The following is a 17,791-nucleotide window of genomic DNA, read 5'->3' as shown; positions in this document are numbered from 1 at the left end:
ACCCCGGCAGCACCAAAGGTGCGGGCTTGGGGCGCCCGCAGGGCGTCGCACCGCGATGGCGAGCACCGCTCGCCACCCACTGTAGGTCATCGCGCTCCCCGCTTCACCGTCCCCCGAACAAAAGCAAAAAGGCCCTGACCGCCAGCGCGCTCAGGGCCTTTTTATTACCGCTCAATCACCCGCCCACCACCGACGCTTTTTTAAACGCCTCCCCAACCCCAGCAACCACGGGCTTCAGCCTCAATATCCCAAACTTATCCCCAGCTATATCCATGAATTCTGTGGGAAACTTTGTAATCCACAGGGGTAATTCACAGACGGCGCATGGAAAGTAAAGGCATGTTCCTGCGTATCGTGTTGAGCTTGTCCGCCTTCAGCACCGCGGTGATTACACCCTCTCCCTCTCCCATTTCTGCAAGAATTTCTCCCCACGGATCAATGATCGCAGAATGTCCCCAAGTGCGGCGTTTGGGAGAGTGTTGCCCTCCTTGTGCCGCGGCGATGATGAAGCAGCCGTTTTCAATCGCGCGCGCGCGCAGTAAGGTCATCCAGTGCGCCTCTCCGGTGGTGTGGGTGAAGGCGGCGGGGACCATGAACAATTCGGCTCCGGTCGCTGCCAATTGCCGGTAGAGTTCGGGAAAGCGCAGGTCGAAGCAGATGCTGAGCCCCAAGGTTGCCCATGGCGTAGCGGTACACACCGGGGTATCGCCAGGTTCAATAGTCGCTGACTCTGTATAACGACCGGCGGCATCGGCGACCTGTACATCGAACAGGTGCATTTTGTCGTAGCGTGCACGGCATTCGCCACAGTCGTCATAGAGCAAGAAAGCGGAGCGGCTGCGCTTTCCGGGTACCCCGGTGCCATCGGCACGCTGTACCAGGGAAACGGCACCGGCCGCGATCCAGAGGCCCAGTTCGCGGGACCAGCGTTCCAGGGCAAATTGCACGGGATGCCGCTCCGGGCTGGCCGCACCGCGGGCAAATGGCTCGGCCGCGGAAAAGCTGCCTGCGTCTGCGAGGTGCGCAAAGTTTTCCGGCAGTAGCACCAGTTGCGCGCCATGATCTGCCGCTTGTATGAGTAGTTCATATGCGCGCGCGAGGTTGGCAGAAACGTTATCACCGCTGACCATTTGTATTGCACCGACACAAACATCTTTCACGATCTGACTCCATTCAATATTTTTGCGGTAGAAGCCGCGAGGCGGAGGGTTACTTGCAGGCAGGAGTCTCCGCTGTCGTGCTATGGTTCACCGCGTATCCAAACTACCGAATATTCACTGAGGGAATGCTCAATGATACCGAGGTTCGCCCGTACTCTTTTCCTGATCATAGTCGCAGGTTGGCAGCTGATACCAGCAGCGCAGGCCGCTACCGCCGCCCAGCAGTTACAAGCAGTGATAGACGATCACTGGCAATACAGCCTGCGCGAGGACCCCATCACCGCCAGTCGCATGGGGCAGGAGGGTTATGCTGACCGCTTGCCTGGAGTGTCGGGAAAGGACCGTGCCCGCCGCTTGCACGCGGAGCGGCAGTTTGTCGACCGCCTGCAGCAAATCGACGCTAATGCGCTGAACGCGTCTGAGCGGGTCAACTGGGATCTATTGATCTGGGTGTTGAAAAACTCCACAGAGGCGAATGAGTTGTACCTGGATCGTATCCCGGTCAATACCTTCTACAGCTTCTGGAATGCTGCACTGGATGCCAGCAGTGGCCTCACTATGTCGCAGCTTGCTGACTACGAAGACTATATAAAGCGCATACAGGATTTCGGCCGATACTTTGATGAGAATCTGGCTAATATGCGCGTAGGTATTAAAGATGGATTTGTGCTGCCAAAGATTGTGGTCGAGGGCATAGCGCCTACGGTGCGCGCTCAGGTATACGATGATCCGGCCAAAAGCAGCCTCTACGAGCCCTTCAGAAATTTGCCGGAAACATTTTCCTCGAAAGATAAAACGCGTCTGCAGAAGCAGGGTAAAGAAGCCATTGCCAACTACGCGGTTCCCGCCTTTGATCGTGTTGCGACCTTCCTCGAAGGCGATTATATGGATGCGGCCACCGATTCACTCGCTGCGGAAGATCTGCCCGGCGGCAAGGACTACTACCGCCATGCAATCCGCACCTATGTGACGATGGATATGGACCCGTCAGAAATTCATCGCATCGGGCTCGCGGAAGTGAAGCGAATTCGCGGTGAAATGGATGCGCTGATAACCCGCTTGAATAAAGAGGGCGAGTTCGACGGCGGTTTCGAGGAATTTACCGAGTTTCTGCGCACCGATCCCCAGTTTTATGCGAAGTCTCCCCGGGAGCTTTTGAGTGAGGCCTCATATATCGCCAAGCGGATCGATTACCGCCTGCCGGAGTTTTTTGGCAAGCTGCCGCGCCTTCCGTACGGAGTGGTGCCGGTCCCCGATGAAATCGCCCCAAACTACACCACGGCGTCTTACAATCCCGCCGCCATCGGTGGTACCCGCGGTGGTGCTTACTGGGTGAATAGCTACGCTCTCGACCAGCGCCCGCTATACGAACTGGTAGCTCTGACCCTGCACGAAGCCGTTCCGGGCCACCACTTGCAGGGCGCATTGTCACAGGAGTTGGGGCATGTACCGGACTTCCGGCGCAACCTGTACCTGAGCGCCTTTGGCGAGGGCTGGGCCCTGTATAGCGAGCGTCTCGGCGTGGAAATGGGGGTTTACGAAAATGCCTATCAGCAGTTCGGCAGGCTCAGTTACGAAATGTGGCGCGCTGCACGCCTGGTGATCGATACCGGTATTCACTCCCAGGGTTGGAGCCGCCAACAGGCGTTGGATTTCCTCGCTGATAATACATCCCTGTCCAAAGCGAACGTGCGCGCGGAAGTCGACCGCTACATCTCATGGCCGGGCCAGGCACTGTCCTACAAAATGGGTGAAATCAAAATTCGCGAACTGCGGGCAGCCGCGGAAAAGGAAATGGGTGAGCAGTTTGATATCCGGGCTTTCCACGACGCGGTACTTGCCAACGGTGCGCTACCGATGGAAATGCTGGAAGTGCAGATGGAGCGGTTCATCGCGAAAAGCAAAAGTTAACGGCAGAGGGCCCCGGCAATGGTAACGGGGCCTAATTTGCGTTTGCTACCCGGCAGCGGGAATCCCAATCCCGAAATCGAACGATATATCCAGAATAATGCGATTTTTCCCGGCTCCGCCCGCTCGTATAGTGGCGCCAATCCACCACAAGTGAGGAGGGCAGAATGCTTTATTTACGGCGTGCCGACGAGCGCGGCAAAGCAGACTTTGGCTGGCTGGAATCCCGCCACAGCTTTTCCTTCGGCCATTACCACGATCCGAAACATATGGGGTTTTCCGCCCTGCGGGTGATCAATGACGATACGGTCGCACCGGGTGCGGGGTTCGGTACCCACGGGCACCGGGATATGGAAATTATTTCCTACGTGCTGTCCGGCGCTATTGCCCACAAAGACAGCATGGGCAATCAGTTTGTCGTTCCGGCGGGTGACGTGCAGCGTATGACCGCAGGTACCGGGGTGACCCACTCGGAGTACAACGACTCAAAGACCGACCCGCTGAAGTTTTTGCAAATCTGGATTATTCCAAACCAACGCGGTCTGGAACCGGGCTATGAGCAGAAAGCGATTCCGCAACGTGGACCGCTCACCCCGCTGGTCACACCGGATGGTCGCGATGGCTCGCTAACGGTTCACCAGGAGGCGAGCATGCACCGTCTTCAGTTGCCCGCTGGGGCAAGCTTTGCCCTCAGTGCGGAAAAAGGCGTGGGTTATTTACACCTGCTTGAGGGGGATGTGGAGGCAAATGGCAACCACCTCAGCGCCGGCGACGGCCTCGGAACACTGGACGAGCCGCTGTCACTGGAAGCTGGCGCGGGCGGCGTGACGGCACTCTGGTTCGATCTTCCACGGGGCGATAGCTGACCATCGGAGTTGCTCAACGGCAGCCCCTGTTCTGGGGGCTCCACTCCTCGGCGCCACCCTGATGTCATTCTCGGGCGCGGCGCTACTGGCTGATACGCTCTGACCGCGGGCGCCCATCTACCCCCGGCCTACCCAGCTCCCAGACCTGCCCGGATCATTCGTGACTCTCCGGCCGTCGCGTCTTTTTCGCGGTTGGCGCAGTGCGGTATTGCGCGGTGTCAATTCATGTAATACTGTAAGTTACATGAAAAGAGACAGCAGATTATCTGGCGTATTGCACGTGCTCCTGCATATGGCCGAGATCGACGGGCCGGCGACTTCCGAGTCACTGGCGGACATGATGCAGACCAACCCGGTGGTGATCCGGCGGATTCTGGCGGGCCTGCGCAATCAGGGACTGGTGCGTTCGGAAAAGGGGCACGGCGGCGGCTGGCGACTGGCAAAAGACCTGGAAAGCGTCACCCTGTACGACATTCACATCGCCCTTGGTTCTCCCGGGGTACTCGCCCTCGGGCATCGCACCGAAGCGCCGGGCTGCCTGATAGAGCAGGCGGTGAACAACGCCATGGGTGAGGCCTTCAACGCGGCGGAAGCGCTCTTGCTCGCGCGATTCCGCGAGATCACCCTGGCGTCGCTAAGCCGCGACTTTCATCAGCGGATGCAGGTTTGCACCGGGTCCGACCATACATCCTGACTCCCAACCCTTTCAGTTACTGGAGGTGCTCCAATGTCCCAATTTGATGTCGCTGTTATCGGTGGTAGCTATGCCGGTATGACCGCGGCCCTGCAATTGGCCCGCGGTCGCCGCAAAGTACTGGTGGTAGATGCCGGGCAGCGGCGCAACCGATTTGCGACCCATGCCTATGGCATTCTCGGTCAGGACGGTCGCCCACCGGCGGAGATCGCTGCGGATGGTCGCGCCCAGTTGTTGCGTTATCCCAACGTCACCTGTGTGGAAGCCACGGTGGAGTCGATAGAAAAAACCGCTGATGATTTTCAGTTGCAGACACAGCAGGGGGAGGTCTACCACGCATCGCGTGTGATACTCGCCACTGGCGTCAGTGATGAGCTCCCGAATATTCCTGGCCTGCGGGAGCGCTGGGGCAGAGCAGTATTCCACTGTCCTTACTGCCACGGATACGAACTGGACGAGGCGCCGCTTGGCGTTCTCGCGGTGGGTGAAATTTCTATGCACCAAGCGTTGATACTCCCGGACTGGGGGCCCACCACTTTCTTTATCAATGGCGCCTTTGAGCCGAGCGCGGATCAGTTGCGTCAGCTGGTCCAGCGCAACGTCACGGTGGAGCGAACGCCGGTTGAAAAAATTACCGGTGGGCGTGCCGCCGCTAATCTGCAGGACGGTCGCATCATCGAGCTGTCTGGACTGTTTGTCGCAACACAGCTTCGGCACCCACACCCACTGGCAGACCAGCTCGGCTGCGCATTCGAGGAAACACCGATGGGCGCCGTTATCCAGACCGACGCTATGCAGGCGACATCCATAGCCGGTGTGTTTGCCTGCGGTGATTCCGCGCGCGCCGCGGGCAATGTCACCTTTGCCATGGCAGACGGTGCCATGGCTGGGGTCGCGGCGCACCGCTCGTTGATGTTTGAAGGCCTGAATATCTGATGGCAGTTGGCGCCTGTCGATAGAAAATAATGAGAGTCGGGCAAAAAATTCCTCTTGTCTGCGCGGGCGGCTGAACGCAAACGCCGCACTTTCCTGTTTTTCGTGGCATACATGTTGCTACGCCCTCTTTACACAACAGCACAAAAGAGGGCGGGGAAATGACACGAAGAATCCATCCGGCGGTATCGGTATCAATATCTGCAGTGGCCCTGAGTGGTGCGCTGGGGGCGCTGCCGACCGTGGCGCAGGAGGCGAAGGCGGAGGCCGGGCAGATGGAGGAGGTGGTGGTGCAAGCGCGGCGCACTTCACAGGCGGATCTGGCCATTGGTGAAAATGAAGTGAGTCAGACCGTGGGCGTGACGCGCGACGAACTGCTCTCTGCGCCGGCGGGCATTTCGGGTCTGAAAATGCTGGAAAGCCTGCCCGGATTCAATGTACAAACCGACGGTGCGCTTGGTCTGTATGAATTTGGCAACTCGGTGCAAGTGCGCGCATTCAGCCTGTCCCAAATTGGCTTTGTGCTGGACGGCGTACCCATGGGCCGCTCCGACGCCTTTGGCGGCAGCCCGATTTTCCGCTACGTAGACAATGAAAACCTGGGATCGGTACTTGCCTCACCAGGTGCCGGCGACGTCTCCATGCCGAGCTACTCCTCCCTCGGTCCCATTGTCTCCTACAGCACCACCGAACCCGACAAAGAGGCCGGCGGCGTGGTGTCGCTGACCGGCGGTGACGACAATCTGCTGCGCAGTTTCCTGCGGCTGGACACCGGTGATATCAACGGTTTCAGCGCTTACCTGAGCCGTTCCAAAACCGACAGCGACCTGTGGCGTGGCCCCGGTACCATCGACCGCGAACATATCGAGGGCAAGGCGCGTTACGAGTTCGATGAAGACACCTACATTCAGGCGGCGCTGGTCAGCAACGATTTCCACGATTACGACTCGCCCTCCGGTACCGAAGCTCAGTTCGATACGGATTACTATTACGCCTACGAAGGCGCATTGCCGGAAGGCTGTATCAACCCGCAACCCGGCGTGTACGACTACAACGGCGACGGCACTATCGACGATCAGGACTTCACCCCAGTCAATACCGGTGGCAACTGTACTTCCTACTACGAAGACCGGGTGAACATACGCAAGGACAAACTCTATTCCCTGTCACTGTCCACTGATCTCGGCCAGGATATATATCTCAACAGCATCTGGTATCTGGAAGACAAGGATGGCTTCGGTGTATCCCCGGACAGTTACACCAATTCCCTGTCCATCTACCAGGAACAGGCTGCCGCAGGGCTGGACGTGATTCATCCTCGCGGTGTGCAATACGGTTACTCCGGTGTGGGTGGCGAGCGCCAGGGTTTCGTTACCGGTATCGACTGGTACCTCGGCCAGCACACCCTCAGCTTTGGAGGCTGGTACGAAGACGAAACCTACAACCGCACCCAGCTGCGTTACAACAAGACCGGCGGCAGTGCCGATGGCAAAGTGATCTGGGATGAAGTCGCGTATTATCGTCGCAACTACACCAGCGTACGCGAAACTGTGCAGCTGTATCTCAAGGACACCATCGCACTGCTGGATGATCGCCTCAACATTGAGGTGGGCGCAAAAGCACTGGCTATCGATTACCGTCTCGATGGTTACCGCGATTACGCTGACTACGAGATCGACGGTGCCCCCGGGTACGGTCCGCAAACGATCACAGCGGAATATTCCGACAGTTTTCTGCCCATGATTGGTGCCGTGTACAACCTGAATGACACCGACCAGTTCTTCGCTTCGTGGTCCGAGAGCTTCGCGCTGCCGAAAGGGGCAGACGATATCTTCTCCGTGGCCACTAGTTTTGAGGCACCGGCACCGGCGGGAGAGACTGCGGAAAATATCGAGTTCGGTTTCCGTACCAGTCGCGCTCAATACAACGGCGCACTATCTGCGTACTACACCACTTTCGACAATCGACTGGTGGTCGGCAATATCCTGAACCCCGCCACTGGAGAACCGGAGTCCTTTTATGTGAATGCGGGTGAGACCACCGCCTGGGGTATGGAGCTGTCCGGCGTGTATATGCCAGCGATATTTGAGGAACAGCTCTACTTTAACGCCAACCTGAGTTACAACCACGCGGAGCTATCCGATGGATTTGGCAGTAACCCCGCGGGCAGCCTACTGGCGGATAGCCCGGAATGGCTGTTTACCGGTGGCATCACATGGGAGCCCACGCTGTGGATGGTGGCTAACTTCTCTGTGAAATATACCGGCACGCGCTACGCGGATTATGCCCAGCAATTTGAGATGGACGACTACACCGTGGCCAGTGCCTACGTGGATATCACTGGGGATGAATTCGGATTCAGTAATACCAGTCTGCGTATGAACCTCGATAACGTATTCAACACTGAAGCACTGTCGTTCGTGTATGCGGGATCTCCCTATTATCGTCCACTGAGTCCGCGCACTTTCCAGGCCACCGTTACCTACAATTTCTAATCGGAAGTAAACACGATGTACAAAAATAATCTGCTTAGTCTGGCGCTCAGTGCTGTGCTCGCTGGTAGTGCCGGCGGTGTACTTGGTAAAACAAAGGTCGATCAGGACACGTTGCAGCTGCACGACAGCCTGCTCACCATGGATACCCATGTGGACATCGACGTGGCCAACTTTACCACCACGCGCAATTACACTCGCGATCTTGGCACCCAGGTCGATCTGCAGAAGGCGGAGCAGGGCGGGCTGGATGCAATCTGGTTTAGCGTGTACACCGGCCAGGGGGAACTGAATGACGCGGGCTATGCGAAAGCACTGGACAATGCGCTGGCCAAGTTCGATGCGGTGCACCGCCTGACCGAGGAAATTGCCCCCGGAAGAATCGGCTTCGCTACCACTTCTCATGAGGTGCGGACGCTGAATGCCGAAGGCAAACTGGCGGCGCTGATTGGTGTGGAAAACGCCTATCCACTAGGTACCGACCTGAGCCTGGTACAGAACTTTTACGACCACGGCGCACGTTATATGTCGCTGGCACACAATGGTCACAGCCAGTTCGCTGACTCCAACACCGGTGAGGAAAATGATGAGTGGTTGCATGGTGGTTTGAGCGATCTGGGACGGGATCTGATAAAGGAAATGAACCGGGTGGGTATCATTATCGACCTTTCGCACCCGTCGAAAGCCGCAAACATGGAAACCCTGCGTCTGACCAAAGCACCGGTGATAGCGTCGCACTCTTCCGCACGCGCGCTCAATGATGTCAGCCGCAACCTCGATGACGAAGAGCTGCTGGCAATCAGAAAAAATGGAGGGGTAGTGCAGGCGGTGGCATTTTCCTCCTATCTCGACAGCAACAAGGACGCTGCGTGGAAAGAAAAAGCCATGGAAGTAATGGCCCGGGAGGCGGGAAAAACCGGCTTCAAGATCCTCGACTGGAACGAAGTCAAAAAGCTGGACCACGATGCCCGCCACGAATATATACATGGCTTTATGAAACTGCGCACCCAGGTAGCACCCTTGGTTGAGAGGGAAGTTGACCCTCTGGTACCGCCGGTAAATGTCAAAGACTTCGTCGATCACATCGACTATCTGGTGAAAAAAATCGGTATCGAGCATGTGGGCATCAGCTCGGATTTTGACGGCGGCGGCGGTGTATCCGGCTGGAACGACGCTTCCGAAACTCCGGCAGTGACGCAGGAACTTCTCGCCCGCGGATACAGCAAAGAGGACATCGCGGCGCTGTGGGGTGGTAACCTGATGCGGGTGATGGATGCGGTGGCGGCGGTGGCGCAGTCCCTGCAAAATCCATAACGCAGGTCTGCATTCCAGAAGCACTGATGGGCGCGGCACAGAAGCCGCGTTTCTGTTCCCGTTCTGTCACAAAAGTGCGCTACGGTGAGGCACCAAATTCCATGAAAGGGAACCGCCAACGTGACCAGCTCCGCTCGCCGCCGTTTTCTCAAAGCCATACTCGCCACCACCGGCAGTGTTGCCGTATCCACGCCATTGCAGGCCATGACCCGGCCGCAACTGCCCTCCGAGGTCGCCTTCGATTACGGCGTAGCCAGCGGCGATCCGTTGCAGGACGCCGTGATCCTGTGGACCCGGGCAACGCCGCTGGACAACAATCCCAGCGGACCATTGAAAATCACCTGGGAACTGGCTGCTGATGCGGAGTTCAGACGGATAGTTCGCCGTGGTAGTGTGGAGACCGATCTCGCGCGGGACTACACCGCCAAGATCGACGTGCGCGGTCTAGAGCCGGATACCAGCTACTACTACCGGTTTATTGGTGGCAGTGCGCAGAGCCCGATTGGGCGCACCAAAACCCTCCCCGCGGAAGGCGTGGAGCAGGTCAAGCTCGCTGTGTTTTCCTGCTCCAATTATCCCGCCGGTTACTTCAATGCCTATCAGCTCGCCGCGCGGGCAGACGACTGGGACGCAGTGTTGCATCTGGGAGACTACATCTACGAATACGGCGCGGGTGGTTACGCAACGGAGAAATCCGAGCAAATTGGTCGCGCGCTTCCCGCAGACAACAACGGGGAAATCCTCAGCCTCACGGATTACCGCAAGCGCTACGCGTTGTACCGCACCGACGCCGGCCTGCAGGCACTGCACGCGGCAGCACCGTTTATCGTCGTGTGGGATGATCACGAAATCACCAACGACACATGGAAAGGCGGGGCGGAAAACCACAGTGCGGAAGAGGGCGATTTCTTTGCGCGTCGCGCGGCCGCGGTGCAGGCGTATTACGAGTGGCTGCCGATCCGCCCACCAATGGGAGAGCGCAACCCGCAGATCTATCGCAGCTTCCGCTTCGGCGACCTGCTCGACCTGCATATGCTGGATACCCGTGTGATTGGCCGCGACCAGCAACTGCAGTTCTCCTCCTACCTGGATGAAAGCGGCAATCTCGATGCCGAGACGTTTGCCGCGGACATGGCCAGTCCGACGCGCACCCTGCTTGGGAAAAGCCAGCGCGAATGGTTGCAGCAGACTCTCAGCGAATCCGGCGCACACTGGCAATTGCTCGGCCAGCAGGTCCTGATGGGGAAAATGCATCTGCCGGTGGAACTGATGACCAGCTTTTACCGGGGCGGAAATGAAAATCTCACCGGGGAGTTGATCCGTCTCAAAGCCGCGAGCCTGCGCGGCGAATCCCTGACTCCTGCGCAGTTGGCAAGGCTGCAGCGGCAGGTGCCATACAATCTCGATGCCTGGGACGGTTACGCCGCGGAGCGCGAAGAACTGTACCGGCACATGCGCGCGCTGAACAAAAACATCGTGGTGGTGGCCGGGGATACCCACAACGCGTGGTTTAACCACCTAAAAGACGGCGATGGGCACATGGTGGGGTTGGAATTCGCTACCCCCAGTGTGACCTCGCCAGGGATGGAAACCTATCTCAAACTCGACGAGCAGGCGGCGCGGGAACTAGCCGATGGCATGTCGCTACTGGTGGATGACCTGCAATACTGCAATTTGCACCAGCGCGGTTATATGTCGCTTACATTCCGTCGCGATGGCATCGAGGTGGAGTGGAAGTACGTGGACAATATCGACAGCATCGAGTTCGCGGAGGCAGGCAGCCACAAGGTTAATCACAGTCTGCTGCAAAATACTTAGGAATAAACGGGCGCGCTGTAGGAGCCTGCTTGCAGGCGAAGGTTTGTGTCGCATCTCCTGTTCGCCTGCAAGCAAGCTCCTACAGCGCACAAGCGGATTCATAGCAGCAAGAATGCCCGCGCGGTAACGCGCGGGCATTCTTGTTTGCAGGTGCCGCTCAGAATGCGCTGAAGCGTTTGTTGAACTCGACACTCACCATTCGCGGCGCACCAGCAATATAGGTGGGAAAGCCGAAGGAGCCGCCGGTATTCCCGGCATCCATGATGTACTCTTCATCCAGCAGATTGGTAGCCGCCAGGGTCAGCGCCCAGTTGCGATCACTGGCAGCGATGCCCGCGCGCAGGCTCAGCAGGTCCACCGCGTCTTCTTCGTACTGGTTGGCAATATCGAAGTACACCGACGAGCGGTAACTCCAGTTGCCGCTGCTGGTCAGCAACAGCGCTCCACTGATTGGAGTTTCGTATACGTAACCCACGGCTGCGGTCAGCTCAGGCTGCAGGCGGAACTGATTACCCGCATAGGCGCCATTGTCGGCGTCGTCGTCGATCCCCGCATCGATCCACGCGGCGTTGGCCAGCAGTTGCAACTGCTCCGTCGGGTACCAGCGCAGCTCCGCTTCCAGGCCTGTGTTGGTGGCGGAACCGGCATTTTCCGTGCGGGTCTGCCCGCTTTCCTGGTCGATCACGTTAACCTGGAAGTTGTCATAATTCTGGTAAAACGCCGCCAGGGTATAGTCGAGCGGTATGTCGGCGAGACGCCCCTTGATACCCAGCTCGTAGTTGTCGATTTCCTCGGAGGGCAGAACACTTTTGATACCGGAAGACATGTCGATAACTTTAGAGCGTTCGCCGCGGGAAATGGTGCCGTACACATTGACGTTGTCGTTCAGAGCGTAGAGCAGGTTGAAGCGCGGCAGCAACGCGGAGTTGTCGGTATCGCCACGGAGCGTCTCGCCGCCGGTATTGGGAATCAAACCGAAGAACAGATCGCTGTTGATTCCCTGCGAAGCGAGGATCGCGGAGCCTGGCAGGCTGCTGGAATAGCCGGATTCACGCTCCTCTCGCACCAGCCGGGCGCCTACCGTGGCTTCCAGGCTCGGCGTCACCTGGTAGGCGATATCCGCGAACAGATTGAGATTGCTGTTGTCCGCGCTGTTGGCATAGTGGCTTTCATACGCGAGTGCGGGAATGGCGCCGTTGGTCAGCAGGGATGTGGTGTCCGGGTTGCAAGTGGGGATGCCGGCGGATGCCAGTGCACCGGCGCAGCTGAGGAAGGTGCCCTCTTCACTGGCGAAGCCCACAAACTGGTCGGCGCTCTCTTCAAAGTAGCTGGCACCGACAAAACCGTTGATACGCTCACCGCTGAAATTCAGGCGCAGTTCGTGGCTGGTCTGGTCGCCGCTGGCGTCCTCGGAAAAATTCAGCATTTCAAACCCGGTGCCATCCGCGTCGAATGCTTCCAGGGAATCGTAATCCCGCTGTGCGCCGATATAGGTGAGCACCAACTGGTCGTTGATATCCCAGCTCACGGTCGCATTGAAGTCTTTTACCGTGCGGTCCACGCCCACGTCGTTCATGCCCAGCACGTTGTTGTCGGGCACACTCAGCGCGGCGTCGTCGGTAAACAGCAGCTCGCGGCTGACAAAGGCAGTGCCGGGGTCTGTCGCCTTGTCGTAGTTGTAAACCAGATCGATGGTCAGGTCTTCGCTGGGGGTGATGCGCAGGCTCGGGCGGAACGCCTCGCGTTCGTAGCCGTTCAGGTCCGCCTCGCCACTGGTATTTTCAACGTAACCCGCGCGCTCGCGGGTAGTGAACGCCAGCCGGCCCTGAACCATTGCATTGCCGCCGGTGACCATACCCTCGAGCTTGCGCATATCGTAATTACCCGCGCCCACGGTCAGCGAAGAGGCAAAGTCCTGCAGCGGTTTTGCGGTGATAAAGCTCATGGCGCCGATGGAGGCGGCGGTGCCGAACAGCGTTGCCTGCGGGCCCTTCACCACCTCCACCCGCTCCATGTCGTACACCTCGAAATAGGAGGCGCGCGAGCGGGATACATCGGTCCCGTTCAGGTACACCGATACTCGCGCCGCACCGGGTGCGCTCCCGTCATCGGAGGTGATACCGCGGATCACGTAACCGTTGTTGTTCACGCTCTGCTGCTGCACCACCAGTCCCGGTACCATATCGGACAGGGTGTCGAAGCGATCGATGCCCAGGGCCTCCAGAGTATCTCCGTCCAGACTGCTGATGGTTACGGGCACATCCACAATGGATTGCGCGCGCTTCTGCGCGGTGACGATCACTTCTTCAAGGTTTTCCGGTGCAGTTTGCGCCTGCAGGGGCAGTGCCGCTGCGGCAACCAGTGTTGCCAGGATGGACAGGGGGAATGTTCCCTTCAACGGATGGTTCATGATAACTCCAGCTTTTATCGTGAGTGGTGCGAAAAGCCGGATGTTAGTGATGAATTGATACGGCCTTGTGACCGGGCTGTGACAGTCCCTCGAACGATGCCCGGCCAGGCGACGCGGCCGCTTCCCGACATGCCGCCGGATTTTTTATCGTGGGTGCTCGAGACAACCGGGAAATTACCGCGATGACACAAAGCCGCAATGTGTGGCGCACCGAAAAGGCCAGGCTGTTCGAAATACGGCGATTCGGAATCTGGGCGAGATTGCGTTAACCGCCAAGTGGGGGGCGGAGGGGTTCGATGGTGACCAGGTCGCCGGTTTCCACTGAGCCGCTGTCCTGCTCCAACACAATAAAGCAGTTGGCGGCGGCCAAGCCGGAGAGAATGTGGCTACCCTGTGTACCCATCGGCTCGACGCACAGACCAGTGGTTGGATCGTTGCAATAAAAACCGCGCTGGAAGTCGGTTCGCCCCGGCTTTTTTTCCACCGGTTTGAGCAGTTTCGCCCGCAGAGTCGGCGCACCGGACCAGCTTCCCCCCTGCATCGTTTCCAACGCGGGTACCACCAGCTGGTAGAACGTCACCAGCGCTGATACCGGGTTTCCCGGCAGACCAAAAAATGGGATACCGGCCAGTCGCCCAAAGGCAAAGGGTTTCCCGGGTTTCATGGCAACCTTCCAGAATCCGATTTCTCCCATTTCCTCCAGTACTTCCCGGGTGTAATCCGCTTCGCCCACGGATACGCCACCCGAGGTGACGATGGCGTCCGCCTCGCGGGCGGCCTGCGCGAGCTTTTCCCGGATAACGTTTTTATCATCCGGGAGTATGCCCAGGTCGAGTATGTCGAGTTTCAGTTCGGATAACGCAGCCAATAGGGCGGTGCGATTGCTGTCGTATATGTCACCCTTACCAAGGGAGTCTCCGGGCTGCCTGAGTTCATCGCCGCTGGAGAAAACGCCTATTTTGGGGCGTCGTACCACGTTCAGCGTAGCGATGCCGGCGGCGGCCAACAGCGCAATATGCGGCACTGAAATACGCACGCCTGCGCCGAGCAGTATCTCGCCTGCGGACACGTCCTCGCCGCGGCGGCGGATATGCGCACCGCGGCGCACCGCGCCGTGAATATGAATGTCATCGCCGTCTGCGCTGACATGTTCCTGCATCACTACCGCATCGGTACCCGCGGGCAGCACCGCGCCAGTCATGATACGCACGCAGGTTCCCGGCAACACTTCACCGGTAAACGGCGCACCGGCGAACGATTTGCCGATCTGCCGTAGCGGCGCCTGCGCATCCAGGTCGGTGCTATGCAGCGCGTAGCCGTCCATCGCCGAGTTATCACAGGGCGGCAGGTCGACGGCGGAGCGCACACCAACGGCCAGAATCCTGCCGACGGCATTTTTCAGCGAAACAGTCTCCACTCCCGCTACCGGTTTGATTTCCGCAAGCAGGCGGCTGCGCGCCGTCTCTATGGGCATCAGTCCGGGCTGGCTACAGCAGTCCATCATGGAAGATTACCTCGCGAAACATATTGTTGTCGCAGCGATTGCTGTCAGTGGGCGCCCTGGTTGCGCTTCTGATTCACCATCCATACCGCCGCTTCCACACGCGAGCGCATGCCCAGTTTTTTCAACAGGTGTTTTACATGCACCTTGACGGTGGCGTCGGAGATGCCGAGTTCGCGGGCGATCAGTTTGTTGCTGAGACCGTCGGCAATCAGCTGCAGGATTTCCAGTTCGCGACTGGTGAGTGTGGACAGCAGATCGGCACCGGTCCGGTCGGGTTTGCGCAGGGCGGTGGCGAGAATTTCGGTGAGGCGCTGGCTGATGGCGAGCTTGCCGTGGGTCGCGGCGAGGATCTGGTCGAGGATTTCTTCCGGGTCCATATCCTTCAGCAGGTAGCCATCGGCCCCTGCGCGGATGCAGGCGACCACATCGGCGTTGTTGTCGGAAACCGTGAGCATCACGATGCGTGCGGTAACGTCGGCGGCGCGCATTGCGCGCAGGGTGTCGAGGCCGTCCATGCCGCGCATGTTGAGATCCAGCAGGATGATGTCGGGGTCGCACTCTGCTACCAGCGCCAGTGCGCTTTCGCCGCTGCAGGCTTCGCCCACCAGTTCCAGTTTCGGTTCCAGGCTGATGAGCTGCACCAGCCCTTTGCGAAACAGGGGGTGGTCATCGACCATCATTACGCGTGCAGTTGAGGGCATGGCTTTTTCCCTGTATCAGATCCCTGTCGACTACCGGATGTATGCGAATCAGTGATGGGTGCATGGTATCACAGCGGTTGGCACAAAATTGCAGCTAACCCCAATGGGGTATTCCGTTGCCGCCGTGGTGTCGTCAGGGTAAGTGGCGGTGCTTTTGTTTGCATCGGGCGACATGACCGGGCGGTTTGCATGGCGCGGAAGCCGGGCGTCCCGGCAAGTGCATGAGCGGAAAAATGCTGGGAGAAAAATAGGTACTTACTGATGGTAATTGAGCGCGGCGGGGCGAGCTGCCAAAGTCGAATCTATAACGGTTTGCCACCCAGGAGGCGCAACAGTGTCCGATATTCATGTCTGGTCCCCGGAGGATCGCCACTTCTGGCAATCCAGCGGAAAAACGATCGCCAATCGCAATCTGTGGATTTCCATTCCATGCCTGTTGAGCGGATTTGCGGTGTGGTTGTACTGGGGCATCATCACGGTGCAGATGCTCAATCTCGGATTTCCCATCGCCAAGGCGGAATTGTTTTCCCTCACAGCGATTGCGGGTCTTACTGGTGCCACCCTGCGAATTCCCAGCAGTTTTTTTATTCGCCTGTGCGGCGGGCGCAACACCATCCTGTTTACCACCGCGCTGTTGATTATCCCCGCGCTTGGCACCGGGCTCGCGCTGCAGAATCCGCACACCCCGCTGTGGATGTTCCAGTTGCTGGCACTGCTGAGTGGTTTTGGCGGAGGTAATTTTGCCTCGTCCATGTCTAACATCAGTTTCTTTTTCCCGCGGGAAAAACAGGGATTGGCGCTGGGATTGAATGCGGGGCTCGGCAATTTTGGCGTGACCACCATGCAGATCATCGTGCCGCTGTTCATGACCTTTGGCGCCTTTGGCGCGCTCGGTGGTGACCCGATGGTGCTGGTAAACAGCTCGGGGACCCTGATTGGCAAGATTCCCGCCGGCACCGAGGCCTGGATTCAGAACGCCGGGTTCGTGTGGCTGCTGTTGTTGCTGCCGTTGATCGCTGCGGTCTGGTTTGGCATGAACAACATCCGCACCGAAGAGGTGTCGCCGGATATCGGCAGCTCACTCGGCAGTTTTGCCAGGATGACCGGCATGCTGATGATCGGATTGGTGATGGCAGTGCTGGGACTGTGGCTGCTGCTGCCGGAAAGCGCCAACGGATCGGGCTGGGGTATTCCCAAGGAGCTGGTGCTGGTGCTGGTGATACTCGGCACCCTGTATGGCATGAAGGCGCTGCCGGGAGAAATCCGCAGCAGCCTCAACCGTCAGTACGGTATTTTCCGCAACAAACACACCTGGGTGATGAGTGTGATCTACACCATGACTTTTGGCAGTTTTATCGGTTTCTCTGCGGCCTTTCCCCTCGCGATCAAGGTAATCTTCGGATACAGCCACGTAATGGTCGACGGCGTGTTGACCCACGACACCGCCAACCCCAACGGCCCCAGTGCACTGATGTACGCGTGGATGGCGCCGTTCATCGGCGCCCTGGTACGGCCGGTGGGTGGCTGGATTGCCGACCGTCTCGGCGGTGCGCTGGTGACTCAGGTGTGCGCGGTGGTGATAACCCTGTGCGCGCTGGCCGCGGCCTATTACATGAAGGCGGCCTACGCTTCGGCGACCCCGGAAGAATATTTTGTGCCTTTTTTCCTGGTGTTCCTGCTGTTGTTCGCAGCGACCGGAATTGGCAATGGTTCCACCTTCCGCACCATCGCCATGGTGTTCCCGAAAGAACAGGCGGGCCCGGTGCTGGGGTGGACTTCCGCGGTGGCCGCCTATGGCGCTTTCTATATTCCGCAGGTGCTGGGTGAGCAGATTGCTGCCACCACCCCGGAGTACGCGCTGATCGGTTTTGCGGTTTTTTACGCAGCGTGCATTGTACTGAACCAGGGGTTCTACCTGCGTAAAAACGGAGAATTCTACAATCCCTGACTCGTTTTAAACGGTGTCGTCTTTGGGGAGAGGAATCTCCCCC

The 17,791-nt window shown here is 58.5% G+C and carries 12 protein-coding genes; 8 read left to right on the top strand and 4 right to left on the bottom strand.

The genetic code is table 11. The annotated features are described in order from the left end of the window. Positions 1-311: 311 nt before the first annotated feature. Positions 312-1,160 (bottom strand): carbon-nitrogen hydrolase family protein, encoded by an 849-nt coding sequence (locus tag FDY93_RS18140; RefSeq protein WP_220446241.1) that lies wholly within the window; start codon positions 1,158-1,160, stop codon positions 312-314. Between the two features lie 132 nt (positions 1,161-1,292). Here FDY93_RS18140 and FDY93_RS18135 point away from each other — a divergent pair, with 132 nt between their 5' ends. From FDY93_RS18135 to FDY93_RS18105, 7 genes are all read left to right on the top strand, one after another. Continuing rightward, positions 1,293-3,071: a DUF885 domain-containing protein gene (locus tag FDY93_RS18135; protein ID WP_138237161.1), complete on the top strand. Its 1,779-nt coding sequence runs from the start codon at positions 1,293-1,295 to the stop codon at positions 3,069-3,071. Between the two features lie 164 nt (positions 3,072-3,235). Further along, positions 3,236-3,934: a pirin family protein gene (locus FDY93_RS18130; protein WP_138237160.1), complete on the top strand. Its 699-nt coding sequence runs from the start codon at positions 3,236-3,238 to the stop codon at positions 3,932-3,934. A 244-nt stretch (positions 3,935-4,178) separates the two neighbouring features. After that, positions 4,179-4,628 (top strand): Rrf2 family transcriptional regulator, encoded by a 450-nt coding sequence (locus tag FDY93_RS18125; protein ID WP_138237159.1) that lies wholly within the window; start codon positions 4,179-4,181, stop codon positions 4,626-4,628. Between the two features lie 33 nt (positions 4,629-4,661). Then, positions 4,662-5,564, top strand: a complete 903-nt coding sequence (locus FDY93_RS18120) for an NAD(P)/FAD-dependent oxidoreductase (protein WP_138237158.1) — start codon at positions 4,662-4,664, stop codon at positions 5,562-5,564. 158 nt (positions 5,565-5,722) lie between these two features. Next, positions 5,723-8,056 (top strand): TonB-dependent receptor, encoded by a 2,334-nt coding sequence (locus FDY93_RS18115; protein ID WP_138237157.1) that lies wholly within the window; start codon positions 5,723-5,725, stop codon positions 8,054-8,056. Positions 8,057-8,071: 15 nt separating this feature from the next. After that, positions 8,072-9,367, top strand: coding sequence for a dipeptidase (locus tag FDY93_RS18110; protein WP_138237156.1), 1,296 nt, complete (start codon positions 8,072-8,074; stop codon positions 9,365-9,367). A gap of 120 nt (positions 9,368-9,487) precedes the next feature. Further along, positions 9,488-11,185, top strand: coding sequence for an alkaline phosphatase D family protein (locus tag FDY93_RS18105; RefSeq protein ID WP_171019034.1), 1,698 nt, complete (start codon positions 9,488-9,490; stop codon positions 11,183-11,185). Positions 11,186-11,342: 157 nt separating this feature from the next. On the opposite strand, the gene FDY93_RS18100 is transcribed toward FDY93_RS18105, so the two are convergent. The 3 genes from FDY93_RS18100 to narL all read right to left on the bottom strand — a co-directional run bounded on the left by FDY93_RS18100 (position 11,343) and on the right by narL (position 15,800). Continuing rightward, positions 11,343-13,595, bottom strand: a complete 2,253-nt coding sequence (locus tag FDY93_RS18100) for a TonB-dependent receptor (protein WP_138237155.1) — start codon at positions 13,593-13,595, stop codon at positions 11,343-11,345. A 265-nt stretch (positions 13,596-13,860) separates the two neighbouring features. After that, positions 13,861-15,099 (bottom strand): molybdopterin molybdotransferase MoeA, encoded by a 1,239-nt coding sequence (moeA, locus tag FDY93_RS18095; RefSeq protein WP_220446240.1) that lies wholly within the window; start codon positions 15,097-15,099, stop codon positions 13,861-13,863. A gap of 44 nt (positions 15,100-15,143) precedes the next feature. After that, complete coding sequence (gene narL, locus FDY93_RS18090) at positions 15,144-15,800, bottom strand: two-component system response regulator NarL (protein WP_138237154.1); 657 nt, start codon at positions 15,798-15,800, stop codon at positions 15,144-15,146. A 334-nt stretch (positions 15,801-16,134) separates the two neighbouring features. Here narL and FDY93_RS18085 point away from each other — a divergent pair, with 334 nt between their 5' ends. Further along, the gene (locus FDY93_RS18085; RefSeq protein ID WP_138237153.1) at positions 16,135-17,748 is read left to right on the top strand and encodes an MFS transporter; all 1,614 of its coding nucleotides are present in this window, start codon (positions 16,135-16,137) and stop codon (positions 17,746-17,748) included. Positions 17,749-17,791: the final 43 nt, after the last annotated feature.

The organism is Microbulbifer harenosus, assembly GCF_005771435.1.
Classification (GTDB): Bacteria; Pseudomonadota; Gammaproteobacteria; order Pseudomonadales; family Cellvibrionaceae; genus Microbulbifer; species Microbulbifer harenosus.
The sequence above is the reverse complement of the archived record's forward strand: the minus strand, read 5'-3'. Positions and strand labels throughout refer to the sequence as shown.